This is a genomic window from Paraburkholderia diazotrophica (genome assembly GCF_900108945.1).
GTDB lineage: Bacteria > Pseudomonadota > Gammaproteobacteria > Burkholderiales > Burkholderiaceae > Paraburkholderia > Paraburkholderia diazotrophica.
On record NZ_FNYE01000003.1, the window covers coordinates 312015 to 330591 of the forward strand.

General features: G+C 65.0%; 18 protein-coding genes. 6 read left to right on the forward strand and 12 right to left on the reverse strand.

All coding sequences use genetic code 11. The annotated features are described in order from the left end of the window. Positions 1–128 precede the first annotated feature (128 nt). On the forward strand, positions 129–1349 hold the full coding sequence (locus tag BMW76_RS06225; RefSeq protein WP_090864149.1) for an ABC transporter substrate-binding protein: 1221 nt from the start codon (positions 129–131) through the stop codon (positions 1347–1349). 213 nt (positions 1350–1562) lie between these two features. On the opposite strand, the gene BMW76_RS06230 is transcribed toward BMW76_RS06225, so the two are convergent. Continuing rightward, positions 1563–1814: a hypothetical protein gene (locus BMW76_RS06230; RefSeq protein WP_087735112.1), complete on the reverse strand. Its 252-nt coding sequence runs from the start codon at positions 1812–1814 to the stop codon at positions 1563–1565. Between the two features lie 271 nt (positions 1815–2085). Here BMW76_RS06230 and BMW76_RS06235 point away from each other — a divergent pair, with 271 nt between their 5' ends. After that, the gene (locus BMW76_RS06235) at positions 2086–2667 is read left to right on the forward strand and encodes a DUF6496 domain-containing protein (RefSeq protein WP_090864151.1); all 582 of its coding nucleotides are present in this window, start codon (positions 2086–2088) and stop codon (positions 2665–2667) included. 65 nt (positions 2668–2732) lie between these two features. On the opposite strand, the gene BMW76_RS06240 is transcribed toward BMW76_RS06235, so the two are convergent. Next, positions 2733–4061: an aspartate aminotransferase family protein gene (locus tag BMW76_RS06240; protein WP_090864153.1), complete on the reverse strand. Its 1329-nt coding sequence runs from the start codon at positions 4059–4061 to the stop codon at positions 2733–2735. 177 nt (positions 4062–4238) lie between these two features. Here BMW76_RS06240 and BMW76_RS06245 point away from each other — a divergent pair, with 177 nt between their 5' ends. Then, on the forward strand, positions 4239–5657 hold the full coding sequence (locus tag BMW76_RS06245) for an aminotransferase-like domain-containing protein (protein ID WP_090864359.1): 1419 nt from the start codon (positions 4239–4241) through the stop codon (positions 5655–5657). 50 nt (positions 5658–5707) lie between these two features. Here BMW76_RS06245 and BMW76_RS06250 read toward each other — a convergent pair whose 3' ends face one another. From BMW76_RS06250 to BMW76_RS06265, 4 genes are all read right to left on the reverse strand, one after another. Next, positions 5708–5899 carry a hypothetical protein gene (locus tag BMW76_RS06250; protein ID WP_090864156.1) on the reverse strand — a complete coding sequence of 64 codons (192 nt, stop codon included), beginning with the start codon at positions 5897–5899 and terminating at the stop codon, positions 5708–5710. Positions 5900–6172: 273 nt separating this feature from the next. Next, positions 6173–7273 carry a GGDEF domain-containing protein gene (locus BMW76_RS06255; RefSeq protein WP_090864158.1) on the reverse strand — a complete coding sequence of 367 codons (1101 nt, stop codon included), beginning with the start codon at positions 7271–7273 and terminating at the stop codon, positions 6173–6175. A 9-nt stretch (positions 7274–7282) separates the two neighbouring features. Then, on the reverse strand, positions 7283–7981 hold the full coding sequence (locus BMW76_RS06260) for a hypothetical protein (RefSeq protein ID WP_090864160.1): 699 nt from the start codon (positions 7979–7981) through the stop codon (positions 7283–7285). Positions 7982–8333: 352 nt separating this feature from the next. After that, positions 8334–8948: a LysE family translocator gene (locus BMW76_RS06265; RefSeq protein ID WP_090864163.1), complete on the reverse strand. Its 615-nt coding sequence runs from the start codon at positions 8946–8948 to the stop codon at positions 8334–8336. A gap of 284 nt (positions 8949–9232) precedes the next feature. On the opposite strand from BMW76_RS06265, the gene BMW76_RS06270 reads away from it, so the two are divergent. Further along, on the forward strand, positions 9233–10462 hold the full coding sequence (locus BMW76_RS06270) for a GNAT family N-acetyltransferase (RefSeq protein WP_090864165.1): 1230 nt from the start codon (positions 9233–9235) through the stop codon (positions 10460–10462). A 50-nt stretch (positions 10463–10512) separates the two neighbouring features. Here the strand turns inward: BMW76_RS06270 and BMW76_RS06275 are convergent, their stop codons facing one another. Then, positions 10513–11421, reverse strand: coding sequence for a LysR family transcriptional regulator (locus tag BMW76_RS06275; protein WP_090864167.1), 909 nt, complete (start codon positions 11419–11421; stop codon positions 10513–10515). A gap of 145 nt (positions 11422–11566) precedes the next feature. On the opposite strand from BMW76_RS06275, the gene BMW76_RS06280 reads away from it, so the two are divergent. Both BMW76_RS06280 and BMW76_RS06285 read left to right on the forward strand, forming a co-directional pair. Continuing rightward, positions 11567–12244 (forward strand): glutathione S-transferase family protein, encoded by a 678-nt coding sequence (locus BMW76_RS06280; protein WP_090864169.1) that lies wholly within the window; start codon positions 11567–11569, stop codon positions 12242–12244. 69 nt (positions 12245–12313) lie between these two features. Continuing rightward, a complete protein-coding gene (locus BMW76_RS06285; RefSeq protein WP_090864171.1) occupies positions 12314–14383 on the forward strand; it encodes a 2Fe-2S iron-sulfur cluster-binding protein in 2070 nt (689 codons plus the stop codon). Positions 14384–14399: 16 nt separating this feature from the next. Here the strand turns inward: BMW76_RS06285 and BMW76_RS06290 are convergent, their stop codons facing one another. The 5 genes from BMW76_RS06290 to BMW76_RS06310 all read right to left on the reverse strand — a co-directional run bounded on the left by BMW76_RS06290 (position 14400) and on the right by BMW76_RS06310 (position 18549). Then, complete coding sequence (locus BMW76_RS06290; RefSeq protein ID WP_090864173.1) at positions 14400–14756, reverse strand: hypothetical protein; 357 nt, start codon at positions 14754–14756, stop codon at positions 14400–14402. A 164-nt stretch (positions 14757–14920) separates the two neighbouring features. Then, complete coding sequence (locus BMW76_RS06295) at positions 14921–15682, reverse strand: RNA polymerase sigma factor (protein WP_245763124.1); 762 nt, start codon at positions 15680–15682, stop codon at positions 14921–14923. After that, the gene (locus BMW76_RS06300) at positions 15679–16011 is read right to left on the reverse strand and encodes a cupredoxin domain-containing protein (RefSeq protein ID WP_090864177.1); all 333 of its coding nucleotides are present in this window, start codon (positions 16009–16011) and stop codon (positions 15679–15681) included. Before BMW76_RS06300 ends, BMW76_RS06295 begins: the two co-directional genes overlap by 4 nt. Continuing rightward, positions 16008–16535, reverse strand: a complete 528-nt coding sequence (locus BMW76_RS06305) for a DUF4142 domain-containing protein (RefSeq protein WP_090864179.1) — start codon at positions 16533–16535, stop codon at positions 16008–16010. The genes BMW76_RS06300 and BMW76_RS06305 overlap by 4 nt, the downstream gene beginning before the upstream one ends. 196 nt (positions 16536–16731) lie before the next feature. Then, entirely contained in the window at positions 16732–18549 is a 1818-nt protein-coding gene (locus BMW76_RS06310) for a chloride channel protein (RefSeq protein WP_090864181.1), read from the reverse strand. Between the last annotated feature and the right edge of the window lie 28 nt (positions 18550–18577).

Below are 18577 nucleotides of genomic sequence, written 5' to 3' on the forward strand. Positions count from 1 at the left end.
TGACGGCCTCGTATCGAGCGATGCGCGTTGAAAGCGCGTCCGCGAAACTCCGGTACGATGCACCGTCCGGCGGCCTGGGTTCGTCTCGTCTCGCCGTATCGCTCAACTGACAATAAACGGAGTTACGCATGACCTCGCGCGCAGCCTGGATCTCTCGCATGACCGCTTCACTGACTGTCTCGCTGACCCTGTCGCTGACGGCGACGGCTGCGTTTGCACAGCAGACGATCAAGATCGGCGAAATCAACAGCTACAAGGCGCAGCCCGCTTTTCTGATGCCGTACCGGAACGGCTGGAATCTCGCGCTCGATCAGGTGAACGCCGCGGGCGGAGTGCTCGGCAAGAAGCTCGAAGTGGTTTCGCGCGACGACAACGCCAATCCCGGCGACACGATCCGCGTCGCGCAGGAACTGATCGCGCGCGAGCAGGTGCCATTGCTGTTCGGCGGCTATCTGTCGAATACGGGTCTCGCGCTGACGGACTTCGCGAAACAGAAGCGCATTTTCTTCCTCGCCGCCGAGCCGCTGACCGACAAGATCGTTTGGGCCGATGGCAACAAATACACGTACCGTCTTCGTCCGTCGACCTACATGCAGGTCGCGATGCTCGTGCCCGAAGCGGCGAAGCTGAAAAAGAAGCGCTGGGCGCTCGTGTACCCGAACTATGAATACGGCCAGTCGGCCGTGGCGACGTTCAAGAAGCTGCTGAAGGCTGCGCAGCCCGACGTCGAGTTCGTCACCGAGCAGGCGACGCCGCTCGGCAATCTCGACGCCGGCGCGACCGTGCAGGCGCTCGCCGATGCGAAGCCCGACGCGATCTTCAACGTGCTGTTCAGCGCGGACCTCGGCAAGTTCGTCCGTGAGGGCAATACGCGCGGGCTCTTCAAGGATCGCAGCGTCGTGTCGCTGCTGACGGGCGAACCCGATTATCTCGATCCGCTCGGCGCCGAAGCGCCCGCCGGCTGGATCGTGACGGGCTACCCGTGGTATTCGATCGATACGGCCGCGAACAAGAAGTTCGTCGCCGATTATCAGGCGAAGTATCACGACTATCCGCGTCTGGGCTCGGTGGTCGGCTACGCGGCACTGATGTCGATCGCGAACGGCATCAAAAAGGCCGGCTCTACCGATTCCGACAAGCTCGCAGCCGCGTTCAAGGGCTTGCATGTCGATACGCCGTTTGGGCCGATCACCTATCGGCCGCAGGACAACCAGTCGACGATGGGCGCGTTCGTCGGCGTGACCGCGTTGAAGGACGGCAAGGGCGTGATGACGTCGTATCGCTATATCGACGGCGCGAGCGTGCAGCCGTCGGATGCGGAAGTGAAGAAGCTGCGCCCCGCCGAATAACGCTGATTGGCGCCGGATGAATCCGAATGAAAGGCGCTGCAAAAGGCACTGCAGAAGGCACTGCAAAAGGCACTGCAGAAGGCGCTGAGGAAGGCGCTGAGGAAGGCGCACCACGAAGGCCGGCCATGCGCATTGCGCGGCTGGCCTTTTTCTTTACGCGCGGCGCAGGACGTCACGACCCGGTGTCACGACTCGGTGTCACTACGCGCGGTGTCACTCCTCCGCATCGTGCTCGGCCACGAAGTGCCGCAGATACGCGAGCACGGCCGCTTCCGCCGCGCGATGATCCGCACAGCTCTTCGACCCGGCGTTTTCTTCGTCGCCGAAGAGTGTCGACGGCGCGTCGTGCACATCCACTTCCTGCCCTTCGCGGAAGATGCGGATCTCGTGCACGTCCTCGACATACTCCGCGATCCAGTGGATGCCTTCGATGTGCGTGCCTGCCCTGACTGTCGGTGTATTCATGAGGCGTCTCCCGGCGGGCCGGGTCGTCGTGCCAGCCCTTCACGTGCCTTCACGTAAACCATAGACGCTCGGCGCGCATCGCGCAGCCTCTGTTGCGCAGAGAGTCAGCGTCTATTGCTCTGTTCCTGCTTCAACGCAGCCTGCAATTTGCGCATGCTTTCCCACGCAGATTCGCCGGAATAGCGGAAAACGCAGGGATTCGCCGCTTCGGACGGGTAAGGCACACACGTTGCTGGCATGAATAGGCCACCAGTCAAACGGGAGCACTGTCATGCCTGAAAAAGCAACCCTCAAGCGAGCCGCCGCCGACAAGCGCGCCGGCAAGTCGTCGAGCACTCAGGCCGGCGAGTTCGTGAAGGAAGAAGTCGAGCACGTGCGCGAAGGCAAACACGGCGTGAAATCGGCGAAACAGGCGGTCGCGATCGGCCTGTCGAAGGCACGTCGCGCGGGCGTTCCGCTGAAGCAGCCAAAGGCGGGGACGACGAGCGAAGCCACCCGCAAGAAGGCCGCCGCCGATACGGCAGCAGGCCAGAAGAAGTCGCCAGCGGCGAAGCGCACGGCGGCGAAGAAGGCTGTTGCCAAGACGACGGGCAAGAAGACGGCGGCACGCCGCCCGAGCAGCGAATCGACGGCCAAGCGCTCGCGCGTCTCCGAGTCCGTGCTGAAGCGCGAAAGCGGACGCGGTGCATCGAAGGAAGCGCTGTCGAAGCAGGCGAAGACGGCAGCGGCCAAGCGTCCGGCCGCAAGCCGCTCGGCCGCCGCGAAAAAGGCTGCCGCGACGAAGGGCGCAGCGGGCCGTTCAGCCGCCGCGAAGAAGGCCGCGCATACGCGGGCTGCGCGCGCGCATCACTAGCGTGTGTGTTGAAACGCCGCCGCGTTCGTCATGAAACTGACGAAGCGGCGGCGCGGCGCAAGGACTTACTGGATCGAAGCCAGCGCGTTGCGCACCGTCTGGAAGACCTGGTCGATCTGCGCTTCGTCGATGATCAGCGGCGGCGAGAACGCCAGAATGTCGCCCGTGAAGCGGATCAGCACGCCCGCCTCGAAGCACTTGACGAACGCCTCGTATGCGCGAGCGCCCGGCGCGCCGTCGCGCGGCTCCAGTTCGATGCCCGCGACCATCCCGAGATTGCGGATGTCCTTCACGTGCTTCGCATCGCGCAGCGCGTGGGCGGCGGCTTCGAACTTCGGCGCCAGCGACGCCGCGCGCTCGAACAGCCCGTCGCCGCGATACAGGTCGAGCGTTGCGACGCACGCGGCGGCCGCGAGCGGATGCGCCGAATACGTGTAGCCGTGGAACAGCTCGATCGCGCCTTGCGCGCCGCTGTTGACGATCGTGTCGTGCACCGTGCGGCTCGCCGCGACGGCGCCCATCGGCACGGCCGCGTTGTTGATCGCCTTGGCCATCGTCAGCAGGTCGGGCTTCACGCCGAAGTATTCGCTCGCCGTCGCCGCGCCCAGACGGCCAAAGCCGGTGATCACCTCGTCGAAGATCAGCAGGATGCCGTGCTTCGTGCAGATGTCGCGCAGCTTCTGCAGGTAGCCCTGCGGCGGAATCAGCACGCCCGTCGAGCCCGCGACGGGTTCGACGATCACGGCGGCGATCGTCGACGGATCGTGCAGCGTGACGATGCGCTCGAGTTCGTCGGCGAGATGCGCGCCCCACGCGGGCTGGCCCTTCGAGAACGCGTTGTGTTCGAGGTTGTGCGTGTGCGGCAGATGATCGACGGACGGCAGCAGCGCGCCCGAGAACGTCTTGCGGTTCGGCGCGATCCCGCCGACGGAAATGCCGCCGAAGCCCACGCCGTGATAGCCGCGCTCGCGGCCGATCAGGCGAGTGCGCTGCGCTTCGCCGCGCGCGCGGTGGTAGGCGAGCGCGATTTTCAGCGCGGTGTCCACCGACTCGGAGCCCGAGTTCGTGAAGAAGACGCGGTCGAGCCCTTCGGGCATCAGTTCCGCGACCTTCGACGCCGCTTCGAACGCGAGCGGATGGCCCATCTGGAACGTCGGCGCGAAATCGAGCGTGGCGGCCTGCTTCTGCACGGCGGCGACGATCTCGTCGCGGCCATGGCCCGCATTCACGCACCACAGGCCCGCGCATGCGTCGAGCACGTCGCGGCCATCGGTCGAGCGGTAGTACATCCCTTTCGCCGATTCCAGCAGGCGCGGCGCGGCCTTGAACTGACGGTTGGCGGTGAACGGCATCCAGAAGCTCGACAGGTCGTCGATGACGGGGCGCGAAGTCATGGGTTTCTCCTCGAATGGGTAGCGAAACTGTAGCGTCCGAGGTTAAATGACGGACATAAACAGTTGACTCACTGCGCTGCTAACTGTGCTGGCCGAATCGCATCGACTGTGCTGTTACCGGCCGCGCGTGATGATGTGACACGAGCCACGAGCCGCCGCCCTGTCTTGACGCTGAAAATGATCGAACTCGAACTGGACCGTGACCGCCGTTCCGCGCCGACGCTCGTCGAGCAGGTCGTGCAAGGCTTCGCGCATGCGATCGATACGCAGGCGCTGCGCGCGGGCGCACTGCTGCCGTCGGTGCGGCAGCTTGCGCAGTCGCACTCGCTGAGCACCTTCACGGTGACGGAGGCGTACAACCGGCTCGTGTCGATGGGGCTCGTGATCGCGCGGCGCGGCTCCGGTTATCGTGTCGCGCCGCACTCGCGGGCCGCGCATTCGAGCACCGTCGACTGGCAGCCGCCGAGCCTCACCGCGACGTGGCTGCTGTCCGACGTGTTCGCCGACCATTCCGTGCCGATCAAGGCGGGCGGCGGCTGGCTGCCGAACGAGTGGATCAACGAAACGGGCATGCAGCACGCGTTTCGCGCGATGAGCCGCGTGCCCGCCGCGCGTCTCGGCGACTACGGGCATCCGTATGGCTTCGCGCCGCTGCGCGCGAAGATCGCCGAGCAGATGGACCGGCGCGGCCTGCCCGTCGACGTGTCGAACGTGCTGCTCGCTCAAGGCGCGACGCAGGCGCTCGATCTGATCGTGCGGACGCTGCTGCGCGCGGGCGACGCCGTCGTGGTCGAAGATCCCGGCTACTGCAATCTGCTGCAGATCCTCAAGCTCGCGGGGCTTACCGTGATCGGCGTGCCGCGCACGCCGGCGGGCGTCGATACGGACGTGCTCGAAAAAATCGTCGAACAGCATCATCCGAAAGCGATCTTCGTCAACACGACCTTGCAGAACCCGACGGGCGCGGCGTATGGGATGGCGTCCGCATTCCGGCTGCTGCAGATCGCCGAGCGCAATCGCATGTGGGTGATCGAGGACGACGTGAGCCGCGAACTCTGCGCGCCTGGCGCGCCCGTTTTCGCGGCGATGGAAGGCTTGCGGCGCGTGCTGTACATCAGCGGCTTTTCGAAGACCGTGACGCCCGCGCTGCGCTGCGGCTATGTCGTCGCGGAGCGCGATGTGCTGCGTGAGCTGGCGCGCACGAAGATGGCGGTGGGGCTGACGTCGTCGGAGGCGATCGAGCGGATCGTCGACAAGGTGCTGCACGAAGGCCGTTACGCGCGCCACGTCGAGCAGGTCAACGACCGGCTGCGCGTCGCGCATGCGACGGTCGAAGAGCGGCTCGATGCGTTGGGCCTCGACGTGTTTCACCGGCCGCGCGCGGGGCTCTTTTTGTTCGCGCGCCTGCCCATCGAGCCCGAGCGCGCCGGCGAGATCGCGACGGCGGCTTTATCGGACGGAATCTGGCTCGCGCCCGGCTCTTACTTCCGTCCCGACGATGCGCCGAGCGCGTGGTTCCGCTTCAACGTCCCGCATTCCACGGACGACGCGTTGTGGCGCTTCATCGAACGGATCGGCCGCGACGTTGCGGTGTGAAAAGCATGCGAAGGTCTCGCGTCGTGATTTGACCAAAGACGCGCGCGGCGTCAGGGCCGCGCGAGCGCGTCGATCAGCTCGACGATGTGTTCCGCGCCAACGTTGTCTTCCAGCAGCCCGATAAAGACGCGGCTGTACAACTGGTCCTGCTGGACTTCGGGAAGATCCGTGCGGGCGTTTGCGATCGCTTCAGCCGCGCGGTGCGCGGAGCTGACGATTCGTTGTGCGAGTTTCTTTTCCATACCCTGCGCTATCGACAGCCAATTGAAAAGCTTGAGCCGATTTCGCCCAAATCGTGCGTTCGTGCTTCAGAGAACGAATACGCATGTGGCGCACGTTTAGCATCTTGCTGCCGCCATTGCCGATCCGTTCGCAAAGTCGCAGCGCACCCCGTCGCCCTGCTGATTCCGTATAACGGCAGCGCCGCACGGAAGTTGATCGGGATTTGCAAATTCTGACGATCGCACACGCGCGTACCGCGCCGGGCGTTGCATGGCGGGGTCTGCGTGCGCGGATCACGCGCCCGGAATCGAACGGGCGGCGAACGCGTAGCCGTTTTTGCCGCTGCGCTTGACTTCGTACATCGCGCCGTCGGCGGCCGCGACGAGCAGACGGTGATCGGCGACGCGATCCGGAAACGTCGCGATGCCGACGCTCGCGCGCACGAGGGCGAGGCCCATCTGCGCATCGGTATCGCCGACGCAGTTCATCAGGCGCGTGGCGATGCACGCAAGCTCGCTATCGCTGCCGAAGCCCGACACGAGCGCCGCGAATTCGTCGCCGCCGATTCGCGCGACAAAATCGCCCGGCCGCAGCGACTGGCGAAAGCGCTGCGCGACGGCAATCAGAAAAGCATCGCCGACGCCGTGGCCCAGCGTGTCGTTGACCTGCTTGAAGCCATCGAGATCGATGAACAGCACCGCGCACTTTCCGGGCGTGCGATCGGCCGCGAGCTGTTCGAGCCGCGCGAGCAATTGCTGGCGGTTCGGCAGGCCCGTCATCGCATCGTGTTGCGCCGCATGCCGGAACTGATGCGTCAGCCCCGCGAGACGCCGATGACGCCGCGCGAACACGACAAGCGCCGCGAGCAACGCGCCCGCCACCACGACCATCAGCACGGCAAGCACGCTGGCGACGCGCAGCGTGCGCGTGCGGACGTCGGCGCTGATGCTGTCGCGGCGCGCGCGCCAATAGTCCTCGGTGGCGGCGAGCGCGCGCTTCATGTCGTCGATGCTGTTCGCCGTATCAGTCGATTGCCACAGGCGGGGCGCGGGAATCGGACTGGAGGCGATCAGCGCGTCGAGTGCAGCGACGCTCGCGTGCAGTTCGTTCAGCGCCTGCTGATAGTCGGCCTCGTTCGCGGCGGGCGGCGCGCTTGCAGGCGCAATCCGTTTCAGCAGGGCTGCGGCGTTGCGCGCGTGCTCCGTGCGTTCGACGGCTTCGAGCACGAGCGCGGCGTATTGCTGCTGAAAGTGATCCGAGTAGAGCGCCCTGACCTGAATCGCGATAAAGACCAGCCCGATCACGAGGCACACCAGCGCGGCCATGCCGACCGCGATGGGCTGCGGACGCCAGCGCGGGCGAGGAGGATGGTACGGCGTGATGGTCTCCTCCACGCCGCCCGGTCAAGGATGGGAATACGGATCGAGGTGGTTGTTTCGCTCGCGGCCGCGATGGTAGGCGACCTTGCGGAACATCGCCGTCAGCCGGGAGACGAACGTTTGCTTGGGCTTCGCGCGTTGCGGCGCGTGGCGGTTCGCGACGGCCGCCTGCTTGCCACGGTCGGCGCGAGCAGCGGAACTGGGCACCGCGGCTTGTGCGGAACGCGCGGCCGGCTGCGAATCGTCGGCGGCGGCGGCGTCGGCGGGATCGGTGGCATCGGCAGTGTCGGCGGGATCGACTGCATCGTCGGAGGCTTGCGCCGAAGCCAGCGCGCGATTGGCCTCATTGGCCTGGCCGGCCTCGGCGTAGCGCGGCTGCGACGTCGGCGTTGCGGGGATCACGCGGCCCGTCACGGCGTTTGTCGGCAGCGCGGCGCGCGCGGGGACAGCCGATTCGGCGTCGGGTATGACGGCGACAGCCGACGGCGGCGGGCGCTTCGCCGCCTGCACGGCGTCGCTGTAAGTCTGCTGATCGCGGCTGAACCAGATCACATAGGCAGCCGTGCCCATTACGCCGACGGCGAGACCCATCGCGGAGATCAGGCAGATCTGCACCCAGTTGTAGTGCGGAGCTTGCGGGTCTTCGCTGTCATACGGAAAAAAGCTGGTGTCGTGCGGTTGCCGGGGGCCGCTCTCGCGGTCCGGCGAATCATTTGCGTCCATGTGCAACGCCTCCGACCTGCGCGGTCTGCGTTCGTCAATGGCGAATCCGGCGCTGCGTGCCGCGCACGAGCGCCGGGAAATTTGCCTTGCGGATATCCTGCGTCTGGGAGCAATTTGCGAGCCCGATGAACGCCGATGCTCATTGAATGGATCGGTTCGGATGGCGCGGCCCGCGCTCGTGACGTCAGGGGTGATAACGCGGCTATTCTACTGTCTGATCGCGAACACGGCAGTCGGGAAACGGGGACGTTTGAGGCGCGCGACAGTCAGGCAAAAAACGACACCAGGCTGGAAGAAATTGCACGGTGTCCGCGCGCGGCGAACACGGGCGAATGCGGCGGAGCGCAGCGCGCTACGCGAAAAAGCGCAGCACGATCGGATACAGCGAGGCCACCAGCAACAGCGCCATGGCGACGTTGAACGTGCGCAGATAAGCGGGCTTCGACAGCGCGCGTCGCATGGCCGTGCCGAACGCGGCCCACAACGAGATGCATGGCAAGCCGATCACGTAGAACAGCACGGCCATCAGCAGTGCGTTCGTGCCGAAGTCGGCGCTCAGGTGAATCGTGGTCGCGGCCGTCAGCACCATCATCCACGCTTTGGGATTGACCCACTGGAAGGCGATGGCTTCGTGAAAGCGCATCGGCCGGCGCTCGCCTTTCTTTACCTGCATCTGGCCCGAGGTCGCGATTTTCCACGCGAGATACAGCAGGTACGCGACGCTCAGCACTTCGAGCACCGTGTACAGCACCGCGAAGCGCCGGAACGCCTCGCCGAGACCGAAACCCACGGACAGCATCAGCAGCGCGACGCCCGCGCTGATGCCGAGTATGTGCGGCAGCGTGCGGCGGAAACCGAAGTTGACGCCCGAGGCGAGAAGCATCGTGTTGTTCGGCCCGGGCGTGATGGTCGTGACGAGCGCGAACAGGATGCCGGCGGGCAGGGCGCTCAAGGTTTCGAAGGACATCGGACGGCTCCGCGAGAATGTCGGTTTGCGACAGTGTAGCGACGGAAGCCGGTACAGTACCTGTACAGATTGATGGATGATTTCCGGTACGGAAAGGCGGAGATCGAAATGATCGCCCAAGCCCGTGCAAGAAGGTCTGGCCGTGCCCCTTTCCAATCGCCTGCAACCGTGCGCCCACGCACACATCCTGTCGATCCAAACGCGCATGCTAGCCAACACCCGGCGCCGCTGCGCCCGAAGCGTTCCCACGCGACGCGCGTGCGGCTGTCTCTCGTGAGGCATCGATGAAGCACACGGATTCGGATTCGCAGTACGAGATCGTCACCGACGAAAACGCGTTGCGTGCGCTGCAAGCCGAATGGGACGAATTGTGGGCCCGCGCGAGAGGCTTGCACAATCAGTCGTTCGACTTTTGCTGGATTGCCTGGGAGCAGATCGCAAAGCCAAACGGCAGGTCGTTGCGCTGCATCGTGCGGCGCGACGCCGGCAGGCTCGTCATGGTCTGGCCGCTTGTCACGTATCGCCGCTGGCTCTTATGGACCTATCTGATTCCGCTCAGCCCCGAATCGGCGGGCTACTCGCGCGTGCTCGTCGAAGACGGCGCACACACGGCAGCGTGGGTCGAAGGCGCATGGCGTGTCGCGCGCACGCGCTGCGGTGCCGATTTCATCCACATGCCCTATGTTCCCGAAGACACGGCGCTTTGCGGGCTCATCGCGAATGCGCATCGTCCCGTGATCCGCGAGCGCGTCGACGCGTACACCGCGCAGCTCGGCACGGAAAGCCGCCGCTATGACTGGCTGGGCTTTTGCGATTCGCTCGGCACGCTGCACAAAAAGAAGCCGGGCAAGGCGGAGCAGCGCATGTCGAAGGCGGGCAAAGTCGATGTGCTGCTCGTCCATTCGTTCGATACGGTGCGAATCGCCGAGTCCGTCGATGCGATGCTCGACTGGAAGCGTCACTGGGGTTCGCGCGTGAACAAGCGCGGCCATTGGCTCGACTCGGCGCATTACCGCAACTTTCTGGTAGCCTGGTTGACCTCGGACGCAACGGAAACCGTAACGCGAACGCTAAGCGCAGCGCGACTCCTCGTCGTCACGCTCGACGACCGACCCGTCGCCGCCAATATCTTCTGCACGGATACGCGCGGCGTGTCGGGCATCATCTCCGGCTTCGATCCCGACTGCTCGAAGTGGTCGCCGGGACTGATCGGGGTCGAGCATGTCGCCAGATGGGCATTCGAGCGGCAACTGGACTTCGACTTCGGCACAGGCTCCGAGCACTTTAAGGCATTCTGGTCGCGCGGCAACCGGACGTATTGCTGGACGGTGCAGAGCGTCAATTCGTGGTGGGGGCGCGTGGCGCTCGACGTCCGCCGTTTTCCGCGCGCGCTCCTCGCGACTGTCCGCGCGCTCGCGCGCCGCAACGCCGAGCAGCCACGCGCTGACGATGCCCCGGCTTCCTATCTCGCGACGCTCAGCCAATACGCGCAGACAGACGACCCCATGCGCTGACCGCACGTGCAGCGGCCGTCGCCGCTCACCGCGTCGCTAATACGCAATCGTCACTCGTTGCGCGCGAGATGCGTCCTGAACGTATCGATCAGCGCGCGCACTTTCGGCGGCGTGTGCTGCGTCGGCGGAAAGACGGCCTGAATGCCGGCGGGCTCCGTCGACCACTCCGGCAACAGGCGCACGAGCCGTCCCGCGGCGACATCGGCGGCAATCGAAAAATCCGTCAGCAGGCCGATGCCGCCGCCCGCGAGCGTCGCGGCTCGCGCGGCCTCGGCCGTATTGACGAGAAACGCGTTCTCGCAGCGCACGCTTTGCGCGCTGCCATCCGTATGGCGCAAATCGAGCGTCTGCGGATGCGGCAACACGGTCAGCGCGACGAACTCCAGCGCGGGCAACTCGGCGGGCGTGCGCGGCTCGCCGCATGTTTCGATGAACTGCGGGCTCGCCACGACCCACTTCTCGAAGCTGCCCAGCCTCACCGCGCGATAGTTGGAGTCGGCGAGCCGTCCGAGACGAATCGCGACGTCGATGCCATCCGCAATCAGATCGACGAAGTGATCGCTGCACAGCAGTTCGATATCGAGTTGCGGATGCGCGCGGCGCAGTTCGACGAGCACGGGCGCGACGGCAAGCGTGCCGTAGTCGATCGGCGAACTGACGCGCAGCGTGCCGCGCACGGGCGCTTCTTCGCCGCCGATTTCGGCGAGCGCTTCCTCAGCGGTGCGCAGGATTTTGACGCTCGCGTCGTAGAACGCACGGCCCGCCTCGGTGACGCCGAGCCGCCGCGTCGTGCGCGCGAGCAGGCTCGCGCCGACTTCCGCTTCGAGCCGCTGCATGTGCGTGCTGACCATCGTCTTCGCGAGCCCGAGGCGCGCGGCGGCTGCCGTCAGCGAGCCCGCCTCGACGACGGCGACGAAGACGGCCAGCCGGTTCAGGTTGACGTCGCGCACGTCGGCCATGATCGATTGTCCACTTTCGAAGGATTATGTTTTCGAGCTTATCAGCCTTCTGCTCGCGGGCAACGCACGCTAACCTGATGCTGTCGTTTCACCGCGCATTCATTGTCCATTCACTGTCCATCGCGACCGAACCCCGGAGCCTTCGATGCACGCTGCCAAGCCCGCCAAGCCCGCCAAGCCCGCCAAGCCCGCCAAGCCCGCCAAGCCGATCCGTCTTTACACGACCCCGCTATCGGGTCACGGCCATCGTGTGAAGCTGTTCCTGACTCTGCTCGATCTGCCGTTCGAAGTGATCGAACTCGACATGCGCGCGGGCGACAATCGCAAGCCCGAGTATCTGGCGCTCAACCCGTTCGGCCAGGTGCCGACCATCGAGGACGGCGACGTGACGCTGTTCGATTCGAACGCGATCCTCGTGTATCTGGCGAAGCGCTACGGCGACGCATCGTGGTTGCCCGACGATCCGCTCGGAGCGGCTGCCGTGCAGCGCTGGCTGTCGCTGGCGGCGGGACAGATTGCGTATGGTCCGTGCGCGGCGCGGCTTGTGACCGTGTTCGGCGCGCCGCTCGATCACGAAACGGCGAAGCGCATTGCGGCGAGGCTGTTCGACGTGATTGACCGCGAGCTCGCGACGAAGCCGTTCGCCGCCGGCGAGCACGTGACGATCGCCGATATCGCTGCGCACACGTACATCGCGCATGCGCCGGAAGGCGGCGTGTCGCTCGAACCGTATCCGCACATCCGTGCGTGGCTGCGCCGCGTCGAGGCGCTGCCGCGTTTCGTCGCGATGCCGGTCACGAAGGCGGGCTTGCTTGCCGCGTGATGTTTCCACGGCCTGTCTGATTCACATCGCCGTTACGCGCCGTACGTATTGCATCGCGGGAGCCGCATCATGTCCGATTTCATTCCTCTGAACGGTTGGGGCATCGAAGCGTCGCCGTTTCATGCCGACGAACTGGCCGCGCAGCGGCTCGCAGGCGTGGACAGCCAGGCGAATTCGTTGGGCCGTCGCGGCATTCGCCGCTACATGCCGGATCAGCATCGCGAGTTTTACGCGCAGCAGCCGTTCATGATTTTCGGCGGCGTCGATGCGAGCGGGCAGCCATGGGCGACTGTGCGCGTCGGCGAGCCGGGCTTCGTGTCGTCGCCGGATGCACGCACGCTGCGCATCGACGGTGGCGCATTGCCCGGCGATCCGCTCGACGGACACTGGCAGACAGGCGCGCTGATCGGCGGGCTCGGCATTCAGCCGCATACGCGGCGGCGCAACCGGGTCAACGGCGTCGTCACGGCTGTCGATGGCGGCACCGTCACGCTCGAAGTGAGCCAGAGCTTCGGCAATTGCGCGAAATACATCCAGGGCCGCAAGCCGACGTTCATCGAACGCGCTGCGAATGCGGCACACGCGCCGCAAGAGATCGCGACGCAACTGAACGACGCGGACCGCGCGTTGCTCTCGCGCGCCGACACGTTCTACATCGCGAGCGCGAACACGGCCGACGATGCGGGTTTTGCGCGCGGCGTCGACGTCTCGCATCGCGGCGGCGCGCCGGGCTTCGTTCGCATCGACGATGCGTCTACGCTGACCACGCCCGATTTCAGCGGCAACAAGTTCTTCAACACGATTGGCAATCTGCTACACGATCCGCGTGCGGGGCTGCTCTTCATCGACTTCGCGACGGGCGATCTGCTGTATCTCGCCGTGCTCGCCGAAATCATTTGGCAAGGTCCCCAACTGACAGCGTTCGAAGGCGCCGAGCGGCTCGTGCGCTTTCATGTGCAAGAGGTGCGTCGCAGCGAGCGCGTGCTGCCGTTTCGCTGGTCCGAGGTCGAATACGCGCCGCAATTCGCCGCGGCGCTCAATACTGACAGCAAGCAGAGCAAGGAGGCCGCGTCGCCGTGGCACAAGCTGAAGATTGCGGCCGTCGTCGAAGAAACGCCGTCGATTCGCTCGTTCTATTTCGAATCGACGGACGGCGCACCGTTGGCCGCGTATCGGCCGGGACAGTACTTGCCGATTCGCGTTCCCGCCGATGGTCACGACGCGCCGTTGACGCGCACCTACACGCTCTCCGATGCGCACGATCCGCGTCGTTACCGGATCAGCGTGAAGCGCGAGGGCGTGGCGTCGAACTGGCTGCACGATCATCTCGCGGCGGGCATGGAGATCGAAGCGATGGCGCCGCGCGGCGCGTTCGTCTACGATGCGGCCAGCCCGCGCCCGGCCGTGTTCATTTCCGCCGGCATCGGCATCACGCCGATGATCGCGATGCTGCATCACGACCTGCAAACGCGCACCGGCGACGCAGCGCATGCGAAGCCCGTGTTCTTCTTTCATGGCGCGAGAAGCGATCGCGAGCGTCCGTTCAGTGCGCATCTGAAAGAGATCGCCGCGCGAAATCCGTTCGTGTCGATGCATCTGTTCAATAGCGCCGGGAGCGCGTCTGCCGATGGCGTGACGCGAGGCCGTGTGAGCATTGCCGAACTGAAACGCACGCTGCCTTTCGATGACTACGATTTCTATCTTTGCGGCCCCGAGCAGTTCATGCGCGAACTGTACGAAGGGCTGCGCGCATTGAATGTCGCCGACGAGCGCATTCGCTTCGAAGCGTTCGGACCCGCGAGCGTGAAGCGCACACCTGCTGGCGCTCGAACGGCGGAGCATGCGGCGGCAACGGAAGATGAAAAGGGCGGCGCGCCGGTGACGTTCGCGCGCTCGCGACGCACGATCCAATGGCGGCCGAAGCACGGCAGCCTGCTCGAATTCGCGGAAAAGAACGGCATCGAAGCGCAGTCGAGTTGCCGCTCGGGCATGTGCGGCACGTGCTCGACGAAGGTGTTGTCGGGCGAGTTCGCTTATGACAGCGCCGTGGAAGCCGAAGTCGAGGACGGCTGCGCGTTGATCTGCATGGCGCATCCCGTCGCCGAAGGGGAGAGCGCGAGCCTGACGCTCGATCTCTGAATCGTTCGCTTATGTGTTATTTGCCCGCGCCTGTTGAAGGCACGCACGTGATCATCAACGAACTGCCGTTGCCTGCTCCGGCGCTCAGCATCGCGCGATGAAACTCGCGATGGTCGCACGACCATTCGGCGATGAAGTCAGCGGCGCATGACGGATGCGGCTTGACGTCGAGCTTCGCGTTCACGATGTAGCGGCAGGTCGCATGTGAATTGCAACGGCTTGCCAGGTCACGTGTGGCGTTGCCGGGCGCTGCGCCGCAATTCGCGCCGTAGGTGCCCGATTCGATGCGTATCTGTTGCTGCGCGTGCACGCTCACGCTGGCGAGCGCACCGGCGATGATGACGCACATGAACAAGCCACTTCCTCGCGCCATGATCTTTGTCCTGTCGACCCGAGTTAGCGCTTCAGCGCTTACTCGGGTCCCAAGCACAGCAGTCGACCCGAGTTAGCGCTTCAGCGCTTACTCGGGTCCCACGCAGAGCGGTCGACCCGGCGTTAGCGCTTCAGCGCTTACTCGGGTCCCGAGCACAGCAGTCGCTACAAATCCCGCAACCGCTCCAGCACCGTTGCAACGATGCGATCGCAATGCGCGCCGCCGAATTCGAAGATTTCCGGACCGATCTTCTCGACTTCCTCGGCGAGCGATTCACGCAATAACACTTTAGCCCTGAAATGACGGCTTCGCACGGTGGCTTCGGGAATGTCGAGGCACTGCGCCGTTTCTTCGACGCTCATCTCTTCAACGGATCTCAGCATGAACACGGTGCGAAAACTGGCAGGCAATGCGTCGAGTTTGCGTTCCAGTAGCGCGCGCATTTCAGCGCGAGCGGCCGCATGATCGGGGGCGCTGTCGTGATGGGCGTTCATTGTGTGCATGTCGGTGGACATCTGCTCGTCGTCGGGACAATCGTGCAGCATCGGAAGCAGGTTCTGGCGGCGCGCATCGCGGCGCATTCTCGCGAAGCATTCGTTCAGCACGAGACGCGACAGCCACGTGAAGAGTTGCGCATCGCCGCGAAACTGCGCGATCGCGCGGTACGCGTTCAGGTACGCGTCCTGCAATGCGTCTTCCGCTTCGGCATCGTTGCGCAGCGTCGCGCGCGCGAGCCGATACAGACGCCGGTTATAACGGCGCATCAGCAGCTCGAACGCCGTGCGCTCGCCCGCTACGATGCGGCGCACGATATCCGCGTCGTCATCGGATAGCGCGTTGTTCTGTGATTTCGTCTGCGGTTTCGTCCGGATATCGGCGATCGTGCCGTCCATCGTGTCGTTCCTCACGTATTCACATGCTGTCATGGCGCCGGCTCGACGATCAGCGTGCCATGCATCGTCGGATGAAAGATGCAGCGGTACGCATAGCGGCCAGGCTTCTCTATCTTGTAGCGCCATGACGCATCGGGCGCAATGCTCTGCGAATCGAAGCCCTTCGCGTCGGTGCTCGCCGTGTGCGCGACGAGATCCTTGTTGACCCACACGACTTCGTCGCCGCGATGCACGGTCAGTGTCGGCGGATTGAAGCGCATCTGCTCGATCGTCACGACATAGGTGCCCGCCAGCGTAGGCGTTGCGGCGGCAAACAACGCCAGCGCGCACGCGCAGCGCCCGGCATCGCGCACGCGGCTCATTGCGCCTGCGGCAGCGACGACTGCACCATCTTCGCGTGCTCCAGATGCGCGACGAACGCGGGCCTGACCTTCACCAGCAGCGCTTTCAGCTCGGCGTTTTGCGCGCTCGGAATCAGCGTCTTGTCGAGCGCGTCGATCACGTTCTGGTGATAGGTCACTTCGTGATCGATATACGCGCGGTCGAACTTCGCGCCTTGCAGCGGCTTCAGGTTTGCGATGTTCGTTTCGCTTCCCTGTTTGAGGCTGTCGCTGGTGGAATTCGCTTCGGGCTTGACGCCGAGCTTCTGCACGAGATCGGCAGCGGCCTTGTTGACGCCCGTGTGGTCGTTGACCATCTGCTGCGCAAATGCCTTGATGTCTTTCGAATGTGTCTTCGATTCCGCGAGCTTGCCGGCGTCGATATCGGCCTGGTTCGCGGCGACGACGATCGCGGCGATCTGCGGATCGGTCGGGCCCGAGCCCTGAGCCCAGGCACAAGCGCTTGCGAGCGCAAGCGCGGAGAGTAACCAGCGTGTCGATTTCATCTGAGGCCTCCTCGATAAGGTGAGCCGTCTGCCCATCGTGACGAAAGGCAGGCGTTTGAATGCGATTCGAGGAGTTAGATGTCACGTGCCGGAAGGCTGTTCCGGGCACGCGAATCGTGTGTGATGTGTGGCGCGACGTGTGGCGTGACCTTGCCGCGCGACGGGCCGTGAAATGTCGGCGGCAGAGGGGGGCGCGTCAGCTGTGTGTATGCGTCGGCGTTTTGCGCACGGGCGGGAACTGCTTCTTGCCGGACGAGAACGTCAGACGCCGAAAACGCTCGCGCTTGTGCTCTTCCTCGAAGTGCGCGAACGAAGTCTTCACGAGATCGCTGCGCGACACGACGCCGAGCAGATGCATCGAATCGCGATCGGCAACGACGGGCAGCCGTTCGAGATCGTGCACGGCAAGACGCGTCGCGATGAGGCGGCAGGTTTCATCGGGCAGCGCGACGACAAGCGACTGATCTTGCAGCACGTCGGCAAGCGGCGTATCGAGCGTGTGACGCGTCGTGCCTTCGCGCACCGCATCGAGCGACGCGCGATCGACGACGCCGAGCACGATGCCGTTGCCGCGCACGACGGGATACGCGCGGCGCTTCTGCGTCGCGCCGAAGTACTGCGTAAGCGCGTCGCGCACAGTGAGCGCGCCGTCGATCGCGTCGACCTTCTGCGTCATCACTTCATCGACGTAATGCCGTTCGAGCGGATCGACGCCGTACTCGCGATAGATGTGATAACCGCGACGCGCGATCTTTTCCGTCATGATCGAGCGCTTCATCACGACGGTTGCGAAGCCATGCGCGACCAGCGTCGCGGCAAGCAGCGGCAGCAGCGCATTGGCGTCGTGCGTGAGGCCGAACGCGAACACGATAGCCGTGAGCGGCGCGCCCAGCGTCGCGCCGAGCGTCGCGGCCATGCAGACGAGCGGCCACAGCGCGGGCTCGTTGCCCGGCAGCATGTGGCCGAGCACGGTGCCGAGGCCCGCGCCCAGCATCAGCAGCGGCGCGAGCACGCCGCCCGACGTACCCGAGCCGAGCGCGACGACCCAGATCACCGCTTTCACGACGAGAATCGCAATCGCGACCTGGAGGACGATGTGCTGATGCAGCAGATCGCCGATCACGTCATAGCCGACGCCGAGCGCGCGCGGCTCGATGAAGCCGCCGATGCCGACGACGAGGCCGCCGATCGCGGGCCACCACATCCAGTGCACGGGCAGCTTGTGAAACAGGTCTTCCGTCTTGTAGAGCGCCGCCGACAGGCCGGACGCGAGTGCGCCCGACAGCAGTCCCGCGATCACGCACGAGACGAGCGAAATGACCGTCGGCGCAGCCGTTTCGAGCGGAAACAGCGGACCCGTGCCGAAGAAGATCGCACGCGCGAAGCCCGCGACCGCGCAGGCCAGCGCGACGGGCAGGAAGCTGCGCGGCCGCCATTCGAAGAGCAGCAGTTCGACGGCCAGCAGCACGGCGGCAACGGGCGTGCCGAACACGGCCGTCATGCCCGCCGCGGCGCCCGCGACGAGCAGCGTCTTGCGTTCCGCCGAGGTCAGCCGCACGCACTGCGCGATCAGGGAGCCGAGCGCGCCGCCCGTCATGATGATCGGGCCTTCCGCGCCGAACGGGCCGCCGCTGCCGATCACGATGCCCGACGACAGCGGCTTCAGTACCGCGACCTTCGGCGACATGCGGCTCTTGCCGAACAGAATCGCTTCGATGGCTTCGGGAATGCCGTGTCCACGAATCTTTTCGGAACCGAAGCGCGCCATCATGCCGACGATCAGTCCGCCGATAACGGGAATCGCGATCACCCACACGCCGAGCGTATTCGTCGCTGGCGAGCGGTCGGCGAACGAAAAGCTGCCGAAGAAAAAGAGGTTCGTGAACAGATGAATCAGGCTCAGCAGCACGAAGGCCGCAAGCGTGCTGAGAAAGCCGATGCCTGCCGCCAGCGCGGAAATGCCGGGTAATCGCGCGTTGCTGGAAAAGTCCCGCTTGTGAGAGTTGTCGCTCATGTGTCTACTGCTGCGTTCAGCTGGATTA